The following is an 18,221-nucleotide window of genomic DNA, read 5'->3' as shown; positions in this document are numbered from 1 at the left end:
GTCCTCCGGCGGGCGCCACGCCCTTTTCCTGGCCTTCGCGCCCTCGTCGGAGCTTCCCGCCCGTCACCGGATCGCAGGAATAACCCCGGTCAGCCGGGTATCCGTGCGGTCCAACGTCTCAACGGGGAGGAAGCATGTTGGGAATCAAACGGCTCGGCCTGCTGGCCGCACTGGTGCTGGTGGGCGTCGCGCCCGCCGCGGCAGCCCAGGCGGCGGCGCAGCCGTCGGAGCAGGACACCCAGTACCTGCAGGCGATCCACCAGGTCAACCTGTACGAGGTCCAGGCTGGTGAACTGGCGCAGAAGAAGGCCCAGAACCAGCAGCTGAAGGATCTGGCCCAGATGATCGTCACCGACCACCAGGAGCTGGACCGGTCGGTGACGGACCTGGCGGGGCAGCTGAACGTCCAGCTGCCGAACGAGCCCACCCCGGATCAGCGGACGGCTCTCGACCAGCTGAACAACGCCAGTGGTGAGGAGTTCGACCGGCTCTGGGTGACCCAGGGCCTCGCCGGCCACCTGCAGGCCATCCAGGCCACCCAGACGGAGATCTCGCAGGGTACCGAGACCCAGGTGGTCCAGCTGGCCCAGACCGCGCTGCCGGTCCTGCAGGCGCACTACGACGCCCTGGTGCAGCTGGCCGAGGAGCTCGGCATCCCGGTGCCGGAGGCCAGCCCGTCCGGTACGCCCAGCCCGGGCGGCACCGTCCCGGCTCCGGGTGGCACCACGCCGACCCCGGGTGAGACCTTCACCGAGGAGGCCCCGGCTCCGGGTGGCACCGTCACCGAGAGCCCGGCACCCCAGCAGAGCTGACCCGACGGCACACGGCGAGCCGGTCCACCCCACCCGGGGCGGACCGGCTCTCCTAGGGAGCTAGGGAGTGCAGGGGTCAGTCGGTGGTGGCGCCGAGGCCGATGGCGAAGGCTTCCTCGAGGTCGTGGCGGGAGTAGGCGCGGAAGGCGATGTGCGACTCGGTGTTTAGCACGCCCGGCACCTTGGAGATGCCGCCCGCGATGACCTGCGCGATCTCGTCGAACTCGCGGACCCGGACCATCGCGATCAGGTCGACGTGCCCGGCCACGGAGTACACCTCGCTCACCCCGGAGAGGTTGGCCAGGGCCTCGGCCACCTCGGGGATCGAGTCGGTGGCGCAGTCGATCAGCACGATCGCGGTGATCACGGGAACTTCTCCGTTCGTCGGCGTCGTCGCTCATGTTAGTGCGGCGTCCAGGGGTGTTGGCGGTGTCGCGTCACCTGACCCGGCGGGAGCCCGGTGAACGTTTCTGGACACCGCACGAGCCCATGTAACGAGCCCTCGGGAGGCCTGCCGTATGAAGGTCCACGTAGGGGCTCCTCGCACGAGGCCCACGTACGAGGCCCAGCGGGCGGCTCAGGTGGCCGGGACGGTCAGGTCGGCGCCGACCCGGATCGCGTCGGACAGCCGTTCGTCGGCCTCGACGGTGGCACCGGGCCAGACCACGCAGTGGGTCACCGTGCCGCGTACCGTGGCGCCCGCGCCGACCACCGAACGCCGGCAGTCGCCGGTGACCGAGGCGGCCGGGTCGACCAGACAGCCGTCACCGGCGGCGTGCAGGTTCGCGGCCAGGTAGTCGGCCGGGGTGCCGGTGTCGTAGAAGGTTCCCCGGTAGGGCACCACGGACAGTCGGCCGGCGGCCTCGGCCGGGCGCCACACCGCGCGGACCAGGTCACCGAAGGCCGGGGGCAGGTTCCGGACCAGTCGCCAGGGCAGCAGCGAGAAGCCGGTGAAGACGTGCCCGTCGAAGGTGCCTGGTGCCCTCGGGTCGGACGCCGGCTGGCCGAGCAGGCGTACCGATTCGCCGTCCCAACCGTCCAGCAGCGCGGCGATGTCCGGCCCGGGTGCCGTGGTCGGGTCGGCGAGGTACGCGTCGGCGTTGCCGACCAGTACGCCGCGACCGGCGATCCAGTCCCGCAGCCGCCCCACGCCACCGGCGGTGCCGAGCGGGCTGCCCGGTTCCACCGAGAGCCGGGCCCGGTCGCCGACCTGCTCGACCACCTGTTCGCCCAGGTAACAGGCGTTGACGGCGACCTGCTGCGGTCCGGTCAGCCCGAGCCCGGTCAGCCGGGCCAGGGCTCGGTCCAGCAGCGCCACGTTGCCCACCGGGCAGAGTGCCTTGGGCAGCCGCTCGGTCAACGGCCGCAGCCGGGTGCCCTCTCCGGCGGCGAGCACCACCGCACAGATGCCGTCCTCGGCTCGCGCCGCCGGGTGGTCGGGCCGTGCCGCTCGGTCGTCGGGCCGTGCTGCGAGGTCGTCGGGCCGTGCCGCTCGGTCGTCTGGTCCGGTCATGGCAGGCGGTCGGGCAGCGGTGGCGGGAACTGCCCGGCCAGCGGACCGATGTCGTAGTAGGCGAGCAGCCGGGCGGTGGGCCAGGTCAGCTTCGGCAGGTCGTCCAGCGGATGCCAGGCGGCCTCGAAGACCTCCGCGCCGTCGACCTTCAGTTCGGTGCTCGACGCCGGCACCTCGACGGTGAACACCATGTCCACCCACCCCTTGGCGTGCACCACGGCGTTGGGTGCCGCCGGGCTCAACGCGGTGGGGGAGAGCCGGATGCCGGACTCCTCGTGCAGCTCGCGGGCCGCACCCACCGCCGGGTTCTCGCCGCGCTGCAACAGCCCCGCCGGCAGCGTCCAACCCCGACCGGGTGGCTGCCGCAGCAGCAGCAGTCGCCCCGCGCCCCCGGCCTCGCTGTCGCGTACCAGGGTTACCGCGCCGACGATGTACTTCGGCACGGCCAGTCGTACCAGCCGGCGGCGTACCGGTAGGGGCAACCGGTAGAAGACCTGGTACGCGACGGCGCGGCCGGTGCGGCGCGAGCGGGGGATCATGGGTCCAGGCTAGTGGCCCCGAGCCGTGCTCGCGCCCGGGGACCGCGCCCGCGTCACTGTCGGTGGTCGACCAGGTCGATGAGTTGCCGCACCACCTCGTCCGGTTCGATCACCCGGTCGAAGACCGCGACGAGCAGCGTCTCCAGGTCGGGATAGCCGAGTTCCTCCGACAGCCGCAGCAGCGGCAGGTCGCTGGCCAGTCCCCGGTTGTGCTGGCGCAGCGCCAGCCCGATGGTGGCCCGGCCGAGCCGGACCTTGTCGCTGATCGAGATGCCCGGCTCGCTGTGGTCGGCGAACCACCGGTTGATCTGCATCTGCGCGTGCGGCGACTTGACGAAACCCAGCCACTCGCGGCGGGGACCGCGCGGGGCGACCTCGGCGTCGAGGCTGCTCTCCTCGTCGGTCTCGGTGAAGATCTCGACCACGTCGCCCTCCTCCAACTCGGAGGCGAGCGGTACCAGCCGGCCGTTGATCCGCGCGGCGAGACATCGGTCGCCCCGGTCGGTGCCCAACTCGTACGCCAGGTCCACCGGGGTGGCGCCGGCCGGCAGCACGATCTGCCGGCCCTCGGCGACCACCTGGATCTGCGCCTCGGCCAGGTCACAGCGCAGCGACTCGAGGAACTGCGCCGGGTCGGCGGCGCCCTGCTCCCAGTCCAGCACCCGGCGTAGCCAGTCCAACTGCTCGGCGCGGGCGGTCGTGGCACCGGAGCGCGGGAAGCGGAAGTCGGCCACCACCCCGTACTCGGCCGAGCGGTGCATCTCCTCGGTCCGGATCAGCACCTCCACCGTGCGGTTCTTCGGGCCGCAGACGCTGGTGTGCAGGGACCGGTAGAGGTTGTTCTTCGGGGAGGCGATGAAGTCCTTGAACCGGCCCGGGATCGGCCGCCAGAGCCCGTGGATCGCGCCGAGCGCCGCGTAGCAGTCGGTGGCCGGGCCGTCCACCACGACGGTGATGCGGGGCAGGTCGTACGGCACGGTGTGGCCGCCGGCGACGGTGTCCTTCCAGATCGAGTAGAGGTGCCGTGGGCGGGGGGCCACCTGTGCGTCGACCCGGCCCCGGCGCATCGCCACCTTGGCCTGGGCCACCACCTCGGCGAGGTAGTTGTCCCAGCCGGGACGGTCGTGCACGTGCCGGGCGATGCGGGCGTGCTCCTCCGGCGCCAGGTGCAGCAGCACCACGTCGTCCAGTTCCCGTTTCAGGGTCTGGATGCCGAGCCGGTCGCAGAGCGGGACCAGCACCTCCTGGGTCTTGCGGGCGATCCGTTCCCGGGAGGCGGCCGAGCGTACGCCGAGGGTGCGCATGTTGTGCAGCCGATCGGCGAGCTTGATGATCAGCACCCGGACGTCCTTGCCGGCTGCGATGATCATCTTTCGGATGGTCTCCGCCTCGGCCGCCTGCCCGTAGAACGCCTTGTCGAACTTGGTCACCCCGTCGACGAGATGGGCCACCTCGTGTCCGAAGTCCTCGGCCAGGGCCTGCAGGGTGTAGTGCGTGTCCTCCACCGTGTCGTGCAGCAGCGCCGCGACCAGTGTGGTGGTGTCCATGCCCAGCTCGGCGCAGATCTGGGCGACCGCGAGCGGATGGGTGATGTAGGGCTCACCACTCTTGCGGAACTGGCCACGGTGCATGTTCTCCGCGATGGTGTACGACCGGCGCAGCACCGCCGGATCGGCACCGGCGTGGATGCTCCGGTGGGTGCGGACCAGTTGGCCGACCGGTTCGGTCTCGGCGGTCGGCCAGCTCAGTAGCGACCGGAGCCGGCGGGCGAGCGGCAGTTCACCCGGCTGTGTCGGGAGCGCACCCCCCAGGGCGCCGCCGCGTCCGGCGTCGACGTCCACCTGGGACACCCCCAAACCCCTGCTCCGGGCCGCCGGTGGACCGGCAACCGGGAGCAGAACCTCGAAACGGGCAGTAATGCACTTCCTTAACAGCCTAAGTGAGTCGACGTAGTCCGATCGGACAGTTGCTCATGAGCGTTCGGACCAGAGTTGTTGGGACGCGGCGTTCTCGGCCCTCGCCAGCAGGTCGCGGAAGCGGCCCGCGCCGGCCACCGGGGACGCCCATCCGGACGACATCTCCACCAGCCGGGTCTCCGGTCGCTCCAACCAGGACAGGATCCGTTCCGACTCCTCGGGAACGGCCGCCGGCACCGGACCGTGCCCCACCGGCACCGTCTCGGCGGTGGCCCGGATCGCCGTCAACGTCGGTCGCGGGTGGACGCCGGCCGGGGAGACCCCGGCACCGGCCAGCCGGCCGTGCCGCACCAGCGCCAACTCCCAGCCGCCACCGGCGGCCGGCCGGGCGGCGGCCAGCTCGGCGATCCCGCTCAGCGCCGCCAACCGCTGCATGCGTACCGCTGCCCGCAGCACCGCGGCCAGCCGGGACCGCAGCACCGCGGCCTCCTCGTACCGCTGACCGGCCGCCAGCACCTCGATCCGGGCGAGCAGCGCGTCCACCACCGGTCCGGGATCGCCCGTGGTGGCGTCGGCGAACGGCGCCACCGCGCGGGCGTCGTACTCCTCGGGGGTGATCCGGTGCTCGCAGGGTGCCGGGCAGCGGCCCAGCTCGGCCAGCGCACAGGCCGGCGTGACGGTACGCAGCGACAGCCGGTGGGTGCACTGGCGTAGCGGCACCGCGTCGTGGAAACCGGCGGCGGCCAGCTCCGCCGCCCGTCGTGAGGAGAACGGGCCGAGGTAGGCGCGATCACCGGGGGAGATCTCCCGGACCACCGACAACCGGGGGTACGGCCCGTCGGTCAGCTTCAGCCAGAGCACCCGCTCCGGGAACTTCGACCGCCGGTTGTACGGCGGCGCGTGCGCCCCGATCAGCCGCAGCTCGCGTACCTCCGCCTCCAGCGAGTGTGCGCACTCGACCGCCTCGACCCGCTCCGCGGCGGCCAGCATCTCCGAGATCCGGGCGCGCTTCTCCGCCGCGGTGAAGTAGCTGCGGACCCGGGTGGCGATGTCGCGTGAGGTGCCGACGTACAGCGGGCGGTCGTCGGCGGCCCGGAAGATGTAGACCCCGGGGGAGCGGGGCAGGCCGTCGGCGAGGTGCCGCTTGCGTCGCTGGGTGGGGGTGACCGCGCGGGCGAACTCGATGGCGTCGCCGACGGTGTCGACCCGGTGCCCGCCGAGCCGGCCGATCAGCCCGTGCAGCACGTCGACGGTGGCCCGGGCGTCGTCCAGGGCCCGGTGGGTCGGCTGCGTGGCGGCCCGGAAGTAGGCGGCCAGGGTGCCCAGCTTGCGGTTGGGCACCTCGTCGCGCAGCAGCACCCGCCGGGCCAGCGCCGCGGTGTCCAGCACCCGGGGGTTCGGCCAGCGGTAGCCGTGTTTCGCGCAGGCGGCCTTGAGGAAACCGACGTCGTACGGCGCGTTGTGGGCGACCAGCACGGCGTCGGCGACGAACTCCAGGAAGCTCGGCAGCACCTGCTCGATCGGCGGCGCCGGCACCAGCATCGCCTGGGTGATGCCGGTCAGCACGGTGATGAACGGTGGGATCGGCACGCCGGGATTGACCAGCGTGCCCAGCACCCCCAGCTCCTCGCCGCCGCGCACCTTGACCGCGCCGATCTCGGTGATGCCGCCGCCGTCGGGCGCCCCGCCGGTGGTCTCCAGGTCGACCACGACGAACGTCGCCGCGTACAGCGGCAGCGCCGGGTCGACCCCGTCGACGGCCGGGTCGAGCCCGGCCAGTGCCGGTTGGAGATAGTCCTGTCGTGCCATCGGCGGCAGGTTAACCGTCCGGTCCGACACTCCTGCCCCAACCGTCCCAGGCGTCCCCACCGGTCTAGGATGAGAGATCGGCTCACTCACTAGGCGGTGGGCCCGGTCGCGGTGGGAGACTTGCCACATGCCCCTCACCGAGCCGCACGACGACAACCTCCTCCCGGAGGAGCAGGTCGTCGCCGTGCCGGCCGCCGGTGACACCACCGAGGGGATAGCCGACGCCGCGTCGGGCGAGGCGGCGGAGCCCGAGCCGAGCCTGCCCGAGCCGGTCCGCCAGCGGATCGTCTCGCTGACCGCCACCGTGCTGCCCGGCCTACCCGCCGACGAGGTGCCCGTACCGCTGCGCCGGGTCGCCAAGTTCGCCCCCAACCGGCGGGCCCGCCTCGGTGCTCCCGTGATCGCCGCCCAGCTCGCCGCCGACCCGCTGTTCCGGCAGCGGGTCACCGCCCGGATCCTGGCCGACGCCGGTGACCTGGGCACCGCCGTGGTCGAGGGGACGGCACCGGCGGCCGCCGACCCGGTCGAGGTGGCCGCCCTGGCCTACCTGGCCCGGCCGCGCGGCTGGCGGGAGCTGATCGAGGCCAGCGGTGCGGCGGTACGCGCCGAGGCGGACACCGCGGTGGTGGCCGAACTGGTCCGCCAGGCCGAGCAGCGGGCCACCCGGGCCGAGCACGACCGCGCGGTGGCCCGCGTCGAAGCCGACAAGCTCCGCGACGAACTCGCCCGGGTCCGCGAGGAACTCGGTCAGCTGCGCGAGGAGGCCCGGCAGCTCACCCGTACCCTGCGGGAGAGCCAGGCCCGCGAGCGCAGGGCGAACGAACTGCTGGCCACCGAACGGGGCCGGGCCGCGCGGGCGGCGGCCGACGCCGACGCCGAACTTCGTCGCGCCCGGGCCCGGCTGGCCGAGGCCGAGGCGGCGGCCGGGGTGGCCCGGGCCAGCGCCAAGGAGGCCCGGTCGGTCGACGACGCCCGGCTGTGGCTGCTGCTGGAAACCATCGGCCAGGCCGCCGTCGGGCTGCGCCGCGAACTGGCCCTCGACCCGGTGGACCGACTGCCCGCCGACTTCGTCGCGGACGCCTTCGCCGACTCCTCGACGGCCACCACGGCCACCTCGGCCGGCGCCGCGGCCCGCGCCCAGGACACCGACGACCCGGCCCGGCTGGACCAACTGCTCGCCCTGCCCCGCGCGCACCTGGTGGTCGACGGCTACAACGTGACCAAGCGCGGCTTCGGCGAGATGTCCCTGGAGCAGCAACGCAAACGGTTGATCACCGGCCTCGGCGGGATCGCCGCGCAGACCGGTGACGAGGTCACCGTGGTCTTCGACGGGGCCGAACGGATGCACGGCCTGCCGCCCGCCCCCCGGGGCGTACGGGTGCTGTTCTCCCGCAAGGGGGAGACCGCCGACGAGCTGATCCGCCGCCTGGTCCGGGCCGAACCGCCGGGCCGCCCGGTGGTGGTGGTCTCCTCCGATCGGGAGGTCGCCGACGGGGTACGCCGACACGGCGCCTACCCGCTCGGCGCGGACTCGCTGCTGCGCCGGCTGTCCCGGTCCTGACCGATCCGGCGGTGCTCGACACCCACGGGACCACGACGGGCCGGGCAATAGGATTGGCGCCCATGGCGACAGGAGCGACGGGATGAGACGCGGAGCACGACGATGAGCCCGCGCGGCTGGGCGCTGCTCGCGCTGGCCGGACTCGGCGTCGCGGTACTGGTGGCGGCGCTGGTGCTGATCCCCTGGAGCCGTCCTCCGGCGCCCCGGGCAGACCAGCTCGCCGCGCTGCGTGACCTGCCCGCCGACCAGGTGGGGCAGGCTCGGCAGTTCCGCGCCGAGCTGCGCCCCGGCGGCTGGCTGGCGCTCGGCGTCGGGCTGCTGGTGGCGCTCGCGCTCGGGCTCACCCCGCTGGGCGGTCGCCTGATCGAGCTGGCCGGGCGCCCCTTCGGCGACCACTGGACCGCCCAGGCCGTCCTCGGCGGGTTGGCCGTGGTGCTCGTCGCCGACCTGGTGACCCTGCCGTTCGCCGCCTGGCGGCACGCCGTGCTCACCCGGTACGGGCTGGCCACCAACGGCTGGACCGGCTGGACCGTGGACCTGCTCAAGTCGTACGCGGTCAGTGCCGTCATCGGCGCGGTGGCGCTGCTCGGGTTCTACACCGTCGTCCGGCTGGCCCCGCGCTGGTGGTGGGCGTTCGGCGCGGCCGGTGCGGCGACCCTGGTGGTGCTGCTCTCCTTCGTGCTGCCGGTGCTGGTGGAACCGGTGTTCAACCGGTTCACGCCGATGGAGCCGGGGCCACTGCGCACCCAGCTGACGGAGTTGGCCGCCCGCGACGGGGTACCGGTCCGCGACGTGCTGGTCGCCGACGCCTCCCGACGCACCCGGGCGGTGAACGCGTACGTCTCCGGGCTCGGCCCGACCCGCCGGGTGGTGGTCTACGACAACCTGCTGCGTGAGGCGACCCCGGCCGAGGTGACCGCCGTGGTGGCGCACGAACTCGGCCACGCCAAGGACCGGGACGTGACGGTCGGTACGCTCACCGGCGCGCTCGGCGCCGCGGCCGCCGTGGTGGCGCTCTACCTGATCGGCTCGTGGCCGCCCCTGCTGCGCCTGGCCGGCGTCGACTCGATCGCCGAGCCCCGCGCCTTCGGGTTGCTGCTCGCCCTGGTCACCGTCGCCGGGCTGGTCTTCGCCCCGGCGCAGGCGCTGATGTCGCGCCGGGTCGAGGCCCGCGCCGACGCGCACGCGCTGGCCCTCACCGGCGACCCGGCCGCCTTCGAGTCGATGCAGCGGCGGCTCTCCGCGGTCAACCTCTCCGATCCGGATCCGCCCCGCTGGGAGTACCTCTACTCCGCCTCCCACCCGTCCACGGTGGAGCGGATCGCCGCCGCCCGCGCGTACGCCAGAAAGGCCGGTTGATGGGTCGCACGTTGCTGGTCACGAACGACTTCCCGCCCCGGCCCGGTGGCATCCAGTCGTTCGTGCACAACCTCGCGGTGCGCCAGCCGGCGGGCTCGGTGGTGGTCTACGCGTCGAGCTGGCCCGACGCCGAGAAGTTCGACGCCGACCAACCGTTCGAAGTCGTCCGGGAACGTACCCGGGTGCTGTTGCCGACCCCACTGGTGGCGCGCCGCGCCGCCCGGCTGGCCCGGGCGTACGACTGTGACACGGTCTGGTTCGGCGCGGCCGCACCGCTCGGTCTGCTCGCCGCCGGGCTGCGGCGCCGGGCCCAGGTGCGACGGGTGGTCGCCCTCACCCACGGACACGAGGTCGGCTGGGCGGCGCTGCCGGTGGCCCGGGGTGCCCTGCGCCGCATCGGCCGGGGTACCGACGTCGTCACCTACCTCGGGGAGTACACCCGCAGCCGGCTCGTGCGGGCCCTGGACGGGCTGACCGAACTACGGCGACTCGCCCCCGGCGTGGACACCGAGCTGTACCACCCGACCGTCGACGGCGCCGCCGTACGACACCGGCTGGGCCTGGCCGACCGGCCGGTGGTGGTCTGCGTCTCCCGGCTGGTGCCCCGCAAGGGCCAGGACATGTTGATCCGGGCCCTGCCGTCGATCCGGCGCCGGGTGCCCGACGCGGCGTTGCTGGTCGTCGGCGGTGGACCGTACCGGGCGACCCTGGCGCGGCTGGCCCGCCAGGCCGGCGTCGAACGGGAGGTGGTCTTCACCGGCTCGGTCCCGGCCGCCGACCTGCCCGCCCACTACGCGGCTGGCGACGTGTACGCCATGCCCTGCCGTACCCGCAACCGCGGCCTCGACGTGGAGGGGCTCGGCATCGTCTACCTCGAGGCGTCGGCGACCGGCCTGCCGGTGGTGGCCGGCGACTCCGGCGGCGCACCCGACGCGGTACGACACGGCGAGACCGGTTACGTGGTCGACGGCCGGGACCTGGCCGAACTCGCCGACCGGGTGAGTACCCTGCTCGCCGACCGGGACCTGGCCCGCAGGTTCGGCGCGGCCGGCCGCGCCTGGGTGGAACGGGAATGGCGCTGGGAGACCCAGGCCCACCGCCTGGGCGCCCTGCTGGCCGGCTGACCGGACCTCTGCCACACCGCCGACGCCGACCAGGGGGATCGTCCGCTCACCGGATGCGGGAGAGGATGTGGTCGGCGGGGGCGGGGCGGCCGAAGTGCCAGCCCTGCCCGGCGTCGCAGCCGATGGCCCGCAGCCGTTCGGCCTGACCGACGGTCTCCACCCCCTCGGCGGTCACCGTCAGGTCCAGCGCGTGGGCCAGGGAGACCAGCGAGGCGAGGATCCGCTCGTCGGCGGCCTCCGGAGCACGCAGCCCCCGGACGAACTCGCCGGCCACCTTCAGCTCGGTCACCGGCAGGTTCCGCAGGTACGCCAGGTTGCTGTAGCCGGTGCCGAAGTCGTCGATGGCGATGCGTACGCCGAGGTCGGCCAGGGCACGCAGGACGCGTACCGCCTCCTCGGTGCCGCTCATCATCATGCTCTCGGTGATCTCCAGTTGCAGCCGGTTCGGCGGTAGGCCGGTACGCGCGAGCAGACCACGTACCTCCTGCACCAGGCCCGGGCGGCGGACCTGCCGCACCGCCAGATTGACGCTGACGTACGGGGGTTCGCCCACGGCGGCCGTCCAGCCGACCGCCTCCCGGCACGCCTCGGCGAGTACCCAGGCGCCGAGCGGCACGATCAGGCCGGTCTCCTCGGCCAGCCCGATGAAGTTGTCCGGACCCAGCACCCCCAACTGCGGGTGCCGCCAGCGCACCAGCGCCTCGACGCCGAGCAGCGAGCCGTCCTGCAACGACGTCAACGGCTGGTAGTCCAGGTAGAACTCGCCGCGTTCCAGGCCACCCGGGATGGCTGCGCTGAGCGCCTGGCGGGCCTGCTCCCGGCGGTCGCGTTCGGCGTCGTACAGCGTCCAGCCGGCACCCCCGGCGAGCTTGGTCCAGTGCAGGGTGCTGCCGGCGGCCCGCATCAGGTCGTCCGGTGAGGTGTCCGCGACCCGCCGCTCCACGATGCCGACGCTCGCGGGGACCGCCACGTCGTGCCCGCCGACGAGGATCGGCTCGGCGAGGGCGGCCAGGGCCGCCTCGGCGACGGCCACCACGTCTCCGGTACCGGTGGAGCGTTCCACCAGGATCACGAACGCGTCCCCGCCCAGCCGGGCCACCAGGTGGGGCTCGACGGCGCGGCTGAGTCGCCGGGCCGCCGCCACCAGGGCCCGGTCGCCGATCGAGTGGCCGTACGAGTCGTTGATCCGTTTGAACCGGTCCAGGTCGAGGAAGCAGAGCCCGACCCGGTGCACCCCGCTGGTGGGCCCGTCGAGGACCGCCGCGAGGCGTTCGCCGAACAGCGTGCGGTTGGGCAGGCCGGTCAGCGGGTCGTGGGTGGCCTGGTGCCGGAAGCGGGCCTCGCTGGCGCGCAGCGCCCGTTCCGCGTCGGCCCGGGCGGTCAACGCGGCCCGACGGATCGACTCCTGTTCGTCCAGTGTGCGGTCGCGCAGCGCGCGGGCGTAGCCGGTGGCGATCGCGGCGAGCAGCCGGGCCATCCGGTCGTCGATGTCGTCGGCGACCAGGTCGAGGTCGCGGACCAGCCGGAGCTGGATGACCTCCACGGTACGGCCGAGCGCCTCGGCGGAGGCGATGTGCGCGGCCACCAGTTCGGTGCCGACCCGGTGCCCGACCCGCAGGTCGAGCGGTTCCGTGCGCAGCGCCTCGGCCAGCCGGTCGGTGAGGCGTTGCAGCAGCAGTTCCAGTTGGGCGTGGGTCATCGGCAGGTAGCTGGTGCCCGCGAGCGCCTTGGCCCAGGCCCGGGCGAACGCACCCGCATGGCCTCGGGCGTCCGGACCGTCACCCACCGAGCCGCCCAACCCCACCCAGGAACACCGCCCGCTCGGCGTTCTCCGCGCTCTCCGGGGTCTCGGGCCGCCACTGCGGCACCCACACCACCCCGGGCTCGACCAGCTCGAAGCCGTCGAAGAACGTGGTCAGCTGGGCCCGGCTGCGCACCGACAGCGGGCTGTCGGTGCGCTGGTAGACCCGCTGCGCCTCGGCCCGTTCCGCGTCGCTGCGGCCGTCGTCGCTGGCCTGGGAGAGCACCAGGTAGCTGCCCGCGGGCAGGGCGTCGCGCAGGGCACGCAGCAACTCCGCGGGCCGGTCGTCGTCGGGGACGAAGTGCAGCACCGCCACGATCAGGACGGCCACCGGCCGGGTGAGGTCGAGTGCCGCGCGGACGTCCGGGTGGGCGAGGATCCGATCGGGGTGCCGGAAGTCCTCCTGGACCACCGTCGCGCCGTCGTTGCCGGCCAGGATCTCCCGGCTGTGCGCCACGGCCACCGGGTCGACGTCGACGTAGACCACCCGGGAGTCCGGGGCGTGCCGCTGGGCGATCTCGTGGACGTTGCCGACGGTCGGGATGCCCGAGCCGATGTCGAGGAACTGTCGGACCCCGGCGCCGGTGAGGAACTGCACGGCCCGGCGCAGGAAGGCGCGGTTGGCCTGGGCCATCAGCGGCGCCTCGGGCACCGCGGCCATCATCGCCTGGGCCGCGGCCCGGTCCGCCGCGAAGTTGTGCGAGCCGCCGAGGTAGTAGTCGTACATCCGGGCGACGCTGGGCCGCTCGACGTCGATGGTCTCGGGTGCCCAGTCCGGCCGCTGCATGCCTCACCTCTCCGCACGCGTATGGGGCGTCAGTGCCCCGGCGGGTATTCTGCCCCGCTTTCGGTTGCCAGACCATAGCGCGGCGGTGCGGACGGAAATCGATCGAGGGATCCTTGCCCGCCTCGATGGCGGGCCCGGATCCCTCGTCGACGACCGGTGTCAGAACTTCGGTGCGTCCGGTGCCTCGAGCAGACCGAGCCGCAGCGCGGTCATCAGCGCCTGCGCCCGGTTGGCCGCGCCGAGCTTCTCGTAGAGCTTGGAGATGTGCGTCTTGGCGGTCGACTCGCTGACGAACAGCTGCTTGGCGATGCCGGCGACGCTCATCCCGTCGGCGAGCAGCCGCAGCACCTGGCCCTCACGGGGCGACAGCTGCGGGCCGGACGGAGCCAGCCGGCGCTTCATCGCCTCGGCCAGGTCGGCGGCGGTGAAGGCGCTGGGGGAGGAGGCCGCGTGCCGGGCGGCGGCGACCACCTCGTCGGCCGGTGCGGTCTTCGGTACGAAGGCGCTCGCGCCGGCCTCCAGCGCACCGAAGAGCTGGTCGTCGCCCGCGTACATGGTGAGCACCACGATGCCCATCGACGCGCTGGACTTGCGCAGCGCCCGGGTGGCCTCCAGGCCACTGCCGTCGGGCAGCCGCAGATCCATGATCACCACGTCCGGCTGCAACGCGCCGGCCTGCCGTACCCCCTCTGCCGCCGTGGCGGCCTCACCGACGACCTCGAACTGCCGGTCACGCTCGAAGGCGTGCCGCAGGCCCTTGCGGATCAAGTCGTGATCGTCGACAAGGAGGACCTTGGTACGGGTAGCCGGTGTCGGACTTGTGGTCATCCTCGGGTTACTCCCCTTCTGCTGCGGCGGCGCTACCGCGAACGTTATCGCGCCGGGGCGAGGAGCCGACCACCACCGCCACGGTCGTCCCACTGGGCTGACGCGGTCTGATCTCCAACCGGCCCCGGATACGTTCCGCCCTCTCGGCCATGATCGCAAGACCATAGTGCCCATCCGAGCGCTGGTCACCTATGCCGTGACCGTCATCCGACACTTCGATCTGCGCGTACGGGGGATCCACCTCGCAGGTGACCCAGAGGTTGGCCGCTCCGGCGTGCTTGCGCGCGTTGGTCACCGCCTCCTGGGCGATGCGCAGCAACTCGGCCTCGGTGGCGGCGGGCAGCCGGGCGGTGGACTCGTCCAGCGACAGGTGCACCCGCAGCCCGCCGGAGGCGCCCACGGTCCGGGCGTACTCGGCGATCGCGGCGGCCAGCCCGCCGTGCCGGTCCACCTCGCTGCGCAGCTCGAACAGGCTCAGCCGCAGCTCGGTGATCACCCGGGTGACCTCTTGGCGCAGCGTACGCAGGCTCTCGGCGGTCTCCTCGGCGTCGTCGTGCACGGTGGCCAGGGCGTTGTCGATGCCGTAACCGACCATCACGAGTTCCTGGGCCACCCCGTCGTGGATCTCCCGGGCCAGCCGCTGCCGCTCCTCGTTGGTGGCCAGCGACCGCACCTCGTCGAAGAGCAGCGCGGCCTCCAGGCGCAGCGCCGCCGCGCCGGTCATCCCGGTCACCTGCGCCATCACGGGTGCCGGGTACGCCTGCGCGGCGTCGGCTTCCAGCACCACCAGACCGACCGTGCGGACCCCGGCGACCAGCGGCACGATCAGCGCCGACACCTCACCGCCGCGATGCGACCGGGCCTGCGAGCGGGCCGCGGTCTGCGGCTGCTGGCTGGCCCACGCGTCGGCGATCGCCGAGTCGGCGTCGAGAGTGGTCTCCCAGTCGACCCGGTCCGCGCCGATCTGGGCGAGCACCACCAGCCGCCCGCCGCCGCTGGCGGACAGCACCGCCCCCCGGTCGGTCCGAGCCACCGTGCGCAGCTCTTCGAGCAGGTGCTCGGAGATGCCGCCCGGGTCCAGCGTCGCACCGGGCAACTGCCGGGCCACCGTACGCAGCTGGGTCAGCAGCCGGGTCGCCTCCGCGTACGGCTGGGGCTTGCCCTCGTTGCGGACCTGCATCACCCGGTGCAGGGTCTGCGCCGCGTACAGGCCGAGCACGGCCAGGATCAGCCACTGGGCGCAGACCGCGAGATAGCCCGGTTGGCTCACCTGGCGTACGCCGCCGACCTCGGTGAAGGCACCGGCGACCAGCAGCGTGCCGGCCACCGTGGCGATCAGCGCGGCACCCTCGCGGAAGCGGCGCCGCAGCGCGGTGACGGTCACCGGCACCGCCAGGTACGGCAGCACCGCGGAGGCACCCAACCCGTCGATGTGCCCGCCGATGGTGGCGACCGCCGCGACCTGGCTCGCCGCCAGGCCGAGCACCGCCACCTCGGCCACCCGGCTGATCGGGCCGATCACCGGGTGCTGGGGGGCCAGCGAGGCGGGCAGCCCGGCGACCGCGAGCAGGGCGATCCACCACAGCTGGCTCAGGTCCCGGGTGGCGAGCAGGGTCAGGACGGCGACCAGCGCCAGCACGACCACCCGCGCCGCCGCGGCGAGCGGGTGGGAGCGGGCCAGGGCGGATGTCGAGGCGGGCACGTGACGGATCGTAGTCAGCCGCGGTAGATGTCGGCGATCTCCGCCGCGTACGTCTTGTGGACGACCTGACGCTTGACCTTCATCGACGGGGTCAGCTCACCGGTGGCCTCGGTGAAGTCCCGGGGCAGGATCCGGAACACCTTGATCGCCTCGGCCTTGGAGACCGACCGGTTCGCCTTGTCCACCGCGGCCTGGATCTCCGCCCGCAGCCCCTCGTGCTCGCGCAACGTCTCGACGCTGGTGTCGGCCGGCAGGCCGGCGGACTCCAACCAGGCCGGCAACGCCTCCTCGTCGAGGGTGACCAGCGCGGCGATGAACGGCTGCCGGTCGCCCACCACGAGGCACTGGCTGACCAGCCGGTGCGCCCGGACCTGGTCCTCCAGTACGGCCGGGGCGACGTTCTTGCCGCCGGCCGTCACGATGATCTCCTTCTTCCGGCCGGTGATGGTCAGATAGCCGTCGCCGTCGAGCGAGCCCAGGTCGCCGGTGCGGAACCAGCCGTCGGGGCTGATCGCCTCGGCGGTGGCCTCCTCGTTGCGCCAGTACCCCTGGAAGACCAGGTCACCGGCGATGAGGACCTCGCCGTCGTCGGCGATCCGGATGGTCACGCCGGGCAGCGGCCGGCCGACCGTACCGATGCGGATGTAGTCCGGCAGGTTCGCCGACGCGGCCGGGGAGGTCTCGGTGAGGCCGTACCCCTCGCCGACGGTGACCCCGACGCCCCGGAAGAAGTGCCCCAGCCGGGCGCCGAGCGGCGCACCACCGGAGATGGCGTCGCGGCAGCGCCCGCCGAGCGCGGCCCGCAGCTTGCCGTAGACCAGCTTGTCGAAGAGCGCGTGCTGGGCCCGTAGCGCCAGGCCGGGTCCGGCGGAGGTCTCCAGCGCCTCGCTGTAGGCGATGGCGACCGCCTCGGCCCGGGCGAAGATCTTGCCCTTGCCGGCGGCCTCGGCCTTCTGCTTGGCGCCGTTGTAGACCTTCTCGAAGACCCGCGGCACGGAGAGCACGAAGGTGGGCTTGACCTCCTGCAACTCGGCGACCAGGTGCTGGGTGTCCGAGCAGTGCGCCATGGTGGCCCGGGCCTGCACCACGCCGATCTGGATGAGCCGGGCGAAGGAGTGCGCCAGCGGCAGGAAGAGCAGCGTCGAGGCGTTCGGGCCGAACAGGTTCGGCAGCACCGGCACCGCGTTGGCGATGTCGGCGTACATGTTGCGGTGGGTGAGCACGCAGCCCTTGGGCCGGCCGGTGGTGCCGCTGGTGTAGATGATGGTGGCGAGGTCCGACGAACGCAGCCCGGCGCGGCGCCGCTCGATCTCGGCCGGTTCCACCGCCGCGCCTGCGGCGATCAGGTCGTCGACGCCGCCGAGGTCGATCTGCCAGAGGTTGACCAGGTCGGGCAGTTGGCCGCGGACGCCGGCCACCAGCGTCGCGTGCGCGGTGCTCTCCACCACGGCGGCCACCGCGCCGGAGTCGGCCAGGATCCAGGCGGCCTGCTCGGCGCTGGAGGTCTCGTAGACGGGCACGGTCACCGCGCCGGCCGCCCAGATCGCGTAGTCGACCAGGGTCCACTCGTAGCGGGTCCGGCTCATCAGCGCGACCCGGTCGCCGGGCTGCACACCGGCGGCGACCAGCCCGCGGGCGACCGCCACCACCTCGTCGCGGAACTGCCGGCAGGTCACGTCCACCCAGTTGCCCGCCGCGTCACGGCGGAGGAACTGCACCGCGTCCGGAGCGCTCTCGGCGTTCTCCCAGACCGGATCGGTGAGGTTGGCCGAGTCGCCGACGGTGACGATCGGTGGGACGGAGAACTCGCGCACCTGCACTCCCTCGTGCTCGCACTGGCCGAACGGGCCGCCCGCTGGCGGTCGGCTCTGTCGAAACCTACCTGCCCGGGCGGTCCGCGGCACAGTACAGGTGGGGCGGCGCGGCACGGCACAGGTGGGCGGCGCGGCACGACGCCCACCCTGGTACGGGTAGCCTCCCCCCATGGCGGACACCTCCACCCAGTCGATCATCATCGGCGCGTCACCGGACCAGGTGGCGGCGGTCATCTGCGACTTCGCGAGCTATCCGGAGTGGGCCGACGCGGTACGTGAGGCCGAGGTCGTCGAGGAGTACGAGGACGGTTACGCCAGTCAGGTCCGGTTCGTCCTCGACGCCGGGGTGATGGCCGACGAGTACGTCCTCGAGTACGCCTACGCCGAGGACCTGTCCCACATCGAGTGGCACCTGGTCGCGCCCTCGAAGATGCAGAAGCTCCAGCGCGGTTCGTACGACCTGGCCGGCAACGCCGACGGGGGTACCACCGTGACGTACACGCTGGAGGTGGAGCTCGCGGTCGGGATGCTCGGCATGTTCCGCCGCAAGGCCGAGAAAATGATCATGGACGCCGCGTTGAAGCAGCTCAAGCGCCGGGTAGAAGCAACTGGTTCGGCGCAGTGACGCGTCCGGCGGCGCGGTCGCCACGGTAGAG

Annotated in this window: 15 protein-coding genes; 5 read left to right on the top strand and 10 right to left on the bottom strand. The window is 73.2% G+C overall.

What is annotated here, in order from left to right; all coding sequences use genetic code 11:
* Positions 1-134 precede the first annotated feature (134 nt).
* Complete coding sequence (locus D2L64_RS13030; RefSeq protein ID WP_119575746.1) at positions 135-812, top strand: DUF4142 domain-containing protein; 678 nt, start codon at positions 135-137, stop codon at positions 810-812.
* 76 nt (positions 813-888) lie between these two features.
* On the opposite strand, the gene D2L64_RS13025 is transcribed toward D2L64_RS13030, so the two are convergent.
* The 5 genes from D2L64_RS13025 to D2L64_RS13005 form a co-directional block, all read right to left on the bottom strand.
* Positions 889-1,179, bottom strand: a complete 291-nt coding sequence (locus tag D2L64_RS13025; protein WP_119575744.1) for an Lrp/AsnC family transcriptional regulator — start codon at positions 1,177-1,179, stop codon at positions 889-891.
* A gap of 210 nt (positions 1,180-1,389) precedes the next feature.
* Entirely contained in the window at positions 1,390-2,325 is a 936-nt protein-coding gene (locus tag D2L64_RS13020; RefSeq protein ID WP_119575742.1) for a sugar phosphate nucleotidyltransferase, read from the bottom strand.
* Positions 2,322-2,864, bottom strand: coding sequence for an NUDIX hydrolase (locus D2L64_RS13015; RefSeq protein WP_119575740.1), 543 nt, complete (start codon positions 2,862-2,864; stop codon positions 2,322-2,324). The genes D2L64_RS13020 and D2L64_RS13015 overlap by 4 nt, the downstream gene beginning before the upstream one ends.
* 53 nt (positions 2,865-2,917) lie before the next feature.
* The gene (locus D2L64_RS13010; protein WP_119575886.1) at positions 2,918-4,705 is read right to left on the bottom strand and encodes a RelA/SpoT family protein; all 1,788 of its coding nucleotides are present in this window, start codon (positions 4,703-4,705) and stop codon (positions 2,918-2,920) included.
* Between the two features lie 129 nt (positions 4,706-4,834).
* On the bottom strand, positions 4,835-6,589 hold the full coding sequence (locus D2L64_RS13005; protein WP_119575739.1) for a DEDD exonuclease domain-containing protein: 1,755 nt from the start codon (positions 6,587-6,589) through the stop codon (positions 4,835-4,837).
* A 127-nt stretch (positions 6,590-6,716) separates the two neighbouring features.
* Here D2L64_RS13005 and D2L64_RS13000 point away from each other — a divergent pair, with 127 nt between their 5' ends.
* From D2L64_RS13000 to D2L64_RS12990, 3 genes are all read left to right on the top strand, one after another.
* A complete protein-coding gene (locus tag D2L64_RS13000) occupies positions 6,717-8,150 on the top strand; it encodes an NYN domain-containing protein (protein ID WP_119575737.1) in 1,434 nt (477 codons plus the stop codon).
* A gap of 102 nt (positions 8,151-8,252) precedes the next feature.
* Positions 8,253-9,509 (top strand): M48 family metallopeptidase, encoded by a 1,257-nt coding sequence (locus tag D2L64_RS12995; RefSeq protein WP_119575735.1) that lies wholly within the window; start codon positions 8,253-8,255, stop codon positions 9,507-9,509.
* On the top strand, positions 9,509-10,633 hold the full coding sequence (locus D2L64_RS12990; RefSeq protein WP_119575733.1) for a glycosyltransferase family 4 protein: 1,125 nt from the start codon (positions 9,509-9,511) through the stop codon (positions 10,631-10,633). The genes D2L64_RS12995 and D2L64_RS12990 overlap by 1 nt, the downstream gene beginning before the upstream one ends.
* A 46-nt stretch (positions 10,634-10,679) precedes the next feature.
* Here D2L64_RS12990 and D2L64_RS12985 read toward each other — a convergent pair whose 3' ends face one another.
* The 5 genes from D2L64_RS12985 to D2L64_RS12965 all read right to left on the bottom strand — a co-directional run bounded on the left by D2L64_RS12985 (position 10,680) and on the right by D2L64_RS12965 (position 17,565).
* Positions 10,680-12,332, bottom strand: a complete 1,653-nt coding sequence (locus D2L64_RS12985) for a putative bifunctional diguanylate cyclase/phosphodiesterase (RefSeq protein WP_119575883.1) — start codon at positions 12,330-12,332, stop codon at positions 10,680-10,682.
* Positions 12,333-12,411: 79 nt separating this feature from the next.
* Positions 12,412-13,221, bottom strand: a complete 810-nt coding sequence (locus tag D2L64_RS12980) for an SAM-dependent methyltransferase (protein WP_119575731.1) — start codon at positions 13,219-13,221, stop codon at positions 12,412-12,414.
* Positions 13,222-13,380: 159 nt separating this feature from the next.
* Positions 13,381-14,049, bottom strand: a complete 669-nt coding sequence (locus tag D2L64_RS12975) for a response regulator transcription factor (RefSeq protein WP_007072219.1) — start codon at positions 14,047-14,049, stop codon at positions 13,381-13,383.
* A 7-nt stretch (positions 14,050-14,056) separates the two neighbouring features.
* Positions 14,057-15,751 carry a sensor histidine kinase gene (locus D2L64_RS12970; RefSeq protein WP_119575729.1) on the bottom strand — a complete coding sequence of 565 codons (1,695 nt, stop codon included), beginning with the start codon at positions 15,749-15,751 and terminating at the stop codon, positions 14,057-14,059.
* A 14-nt stretch (positions 15,752-15,765) separates the two neighbouring features.
* Positions 15,766-17,565: an AMP-dependent synthetase/ligase gene (locus D2L64_RS12965; RefSeq protein WP_119575880.1), complete on the bottom strand. Its 1,800-nt coding sequence runs from the start codon at positions 17,563-17,565 to the stop codon at positions 15,766-15,768.
* 169 nt (positions 17,566-17,734) lie between these two features.
* On the opposite strand from D2L64_RS12965, the gene D2L64_RS12960 reads away from it, so the two are divergent.
* Complete coding sequence (locus tag D2L64_RS12960) at positions 17,735-18,190, top strand: SRPBCC family protein (protein WP_119575727.1); 456 nt, start codon at positions 17,735-17,737, stop codon at positions 18,188-18,190.
* Positions 18,191-18,221 lie beyond the last annotated feature (31 nt).

Source organism: Micromonospora radicis (assembly GCF_003583405.1).
Taxonomy (GTDB): Bacteria; Actinomycetota; Actinomycetes; order Mycobacteriales; family Micromonosporaceae; genus Micromonospora; species Micromonospora radicis.
Note: the sequence above shows the minus strand (reverse complement) of the source record. Positions and strands in the feature narration are given on the sequence as shown.

What these genes read in the sequence shown, in the direction of transcription:
- D2L64_RS13030 (WP_119575746.1), top strand. Translation starts at nt 135, where the DNA reads ATGTTGGGAATCAAACGGCTCGGCCTGCTGGCCGCACTGGTGCTGGTG.
- D2L64_RS13020 (WP_119575742.1), bottom strand. Translation starts at nt 2,325, where the DNA reads ATGACCGGACCAGACGACCGAGCGGCACGGCCCGACGACCTCGCAGCA.
- D2L64_RS13015 (WP_119575740.1), bottom strand. Translation starts at nt 2,864, where the DNA reads ATGATCCCCCGCTCGCGCCGCACCGGCCGCGCCGTCGCGTACCAGGTC.
- D2L64_RS13005 (WP_119575739.1), bottom strand. Translation starts at nt 6,589, where the DNA reads ATGGCACGACAGGACTATCTCCAACCGGCACTGGCCGGGCTCGACCCG.
- D2L64_RS13000 (WP_119575737.1), top strand. Translation starts at nt 6,717, where the DNA reads ATGCCCCTCACCGAGCCGCACGACGACAACCTCCTCCCGGAGGAGCAG.
- D2L64_RS12995 (WP_119575735.1), top strand. Translation starts at nt 8,253, where the DNA reads ATGAGCCCGCGCGGCTGGGCGCTGCTCGCGCTGGCCGGACTCGGCGTC.
- D2L64_RS12990 (WP_119575733.1), top strand. Translation starts at nt 9,509, where the DNA reads ATGGGTCGCACGTTGCTGGTCACGAACGACTTCCCGCCCCGGCCCGGT.
- D2L64_RS12985 (WP_119575883.1), bottom strand. Translation starts at nt 12,332, where the DNA reads ATGACCCACGCCCAACTGGAACTGCTGCTGCAACGCCTCACCGACCGG.
- D2L64_RS12980 (WP_119575731.1), bottom strand. Translation starts at nt 13,221, where the DNA reads ATGCAGCGGCCGGACTGGGCACCCGAGACCATCGACGTCGAGCGGCCC.
- D2L64_RS12975 (WP_007072219.1), bottom strand. Translation starts at nt 14,049, where the DNA reads ATGACCACAAGTCCGACACCGGCTACCCGTACCAAGGTCCTCCTTGTC.
- D2L64_RS12960 (WP_119575727.1), top strand. Translation starts at nt 17,735, where the DNA reads ATGGCGGACACCTCCACCCAGTCGATCATCATCGGCGCGTCACCGGAC.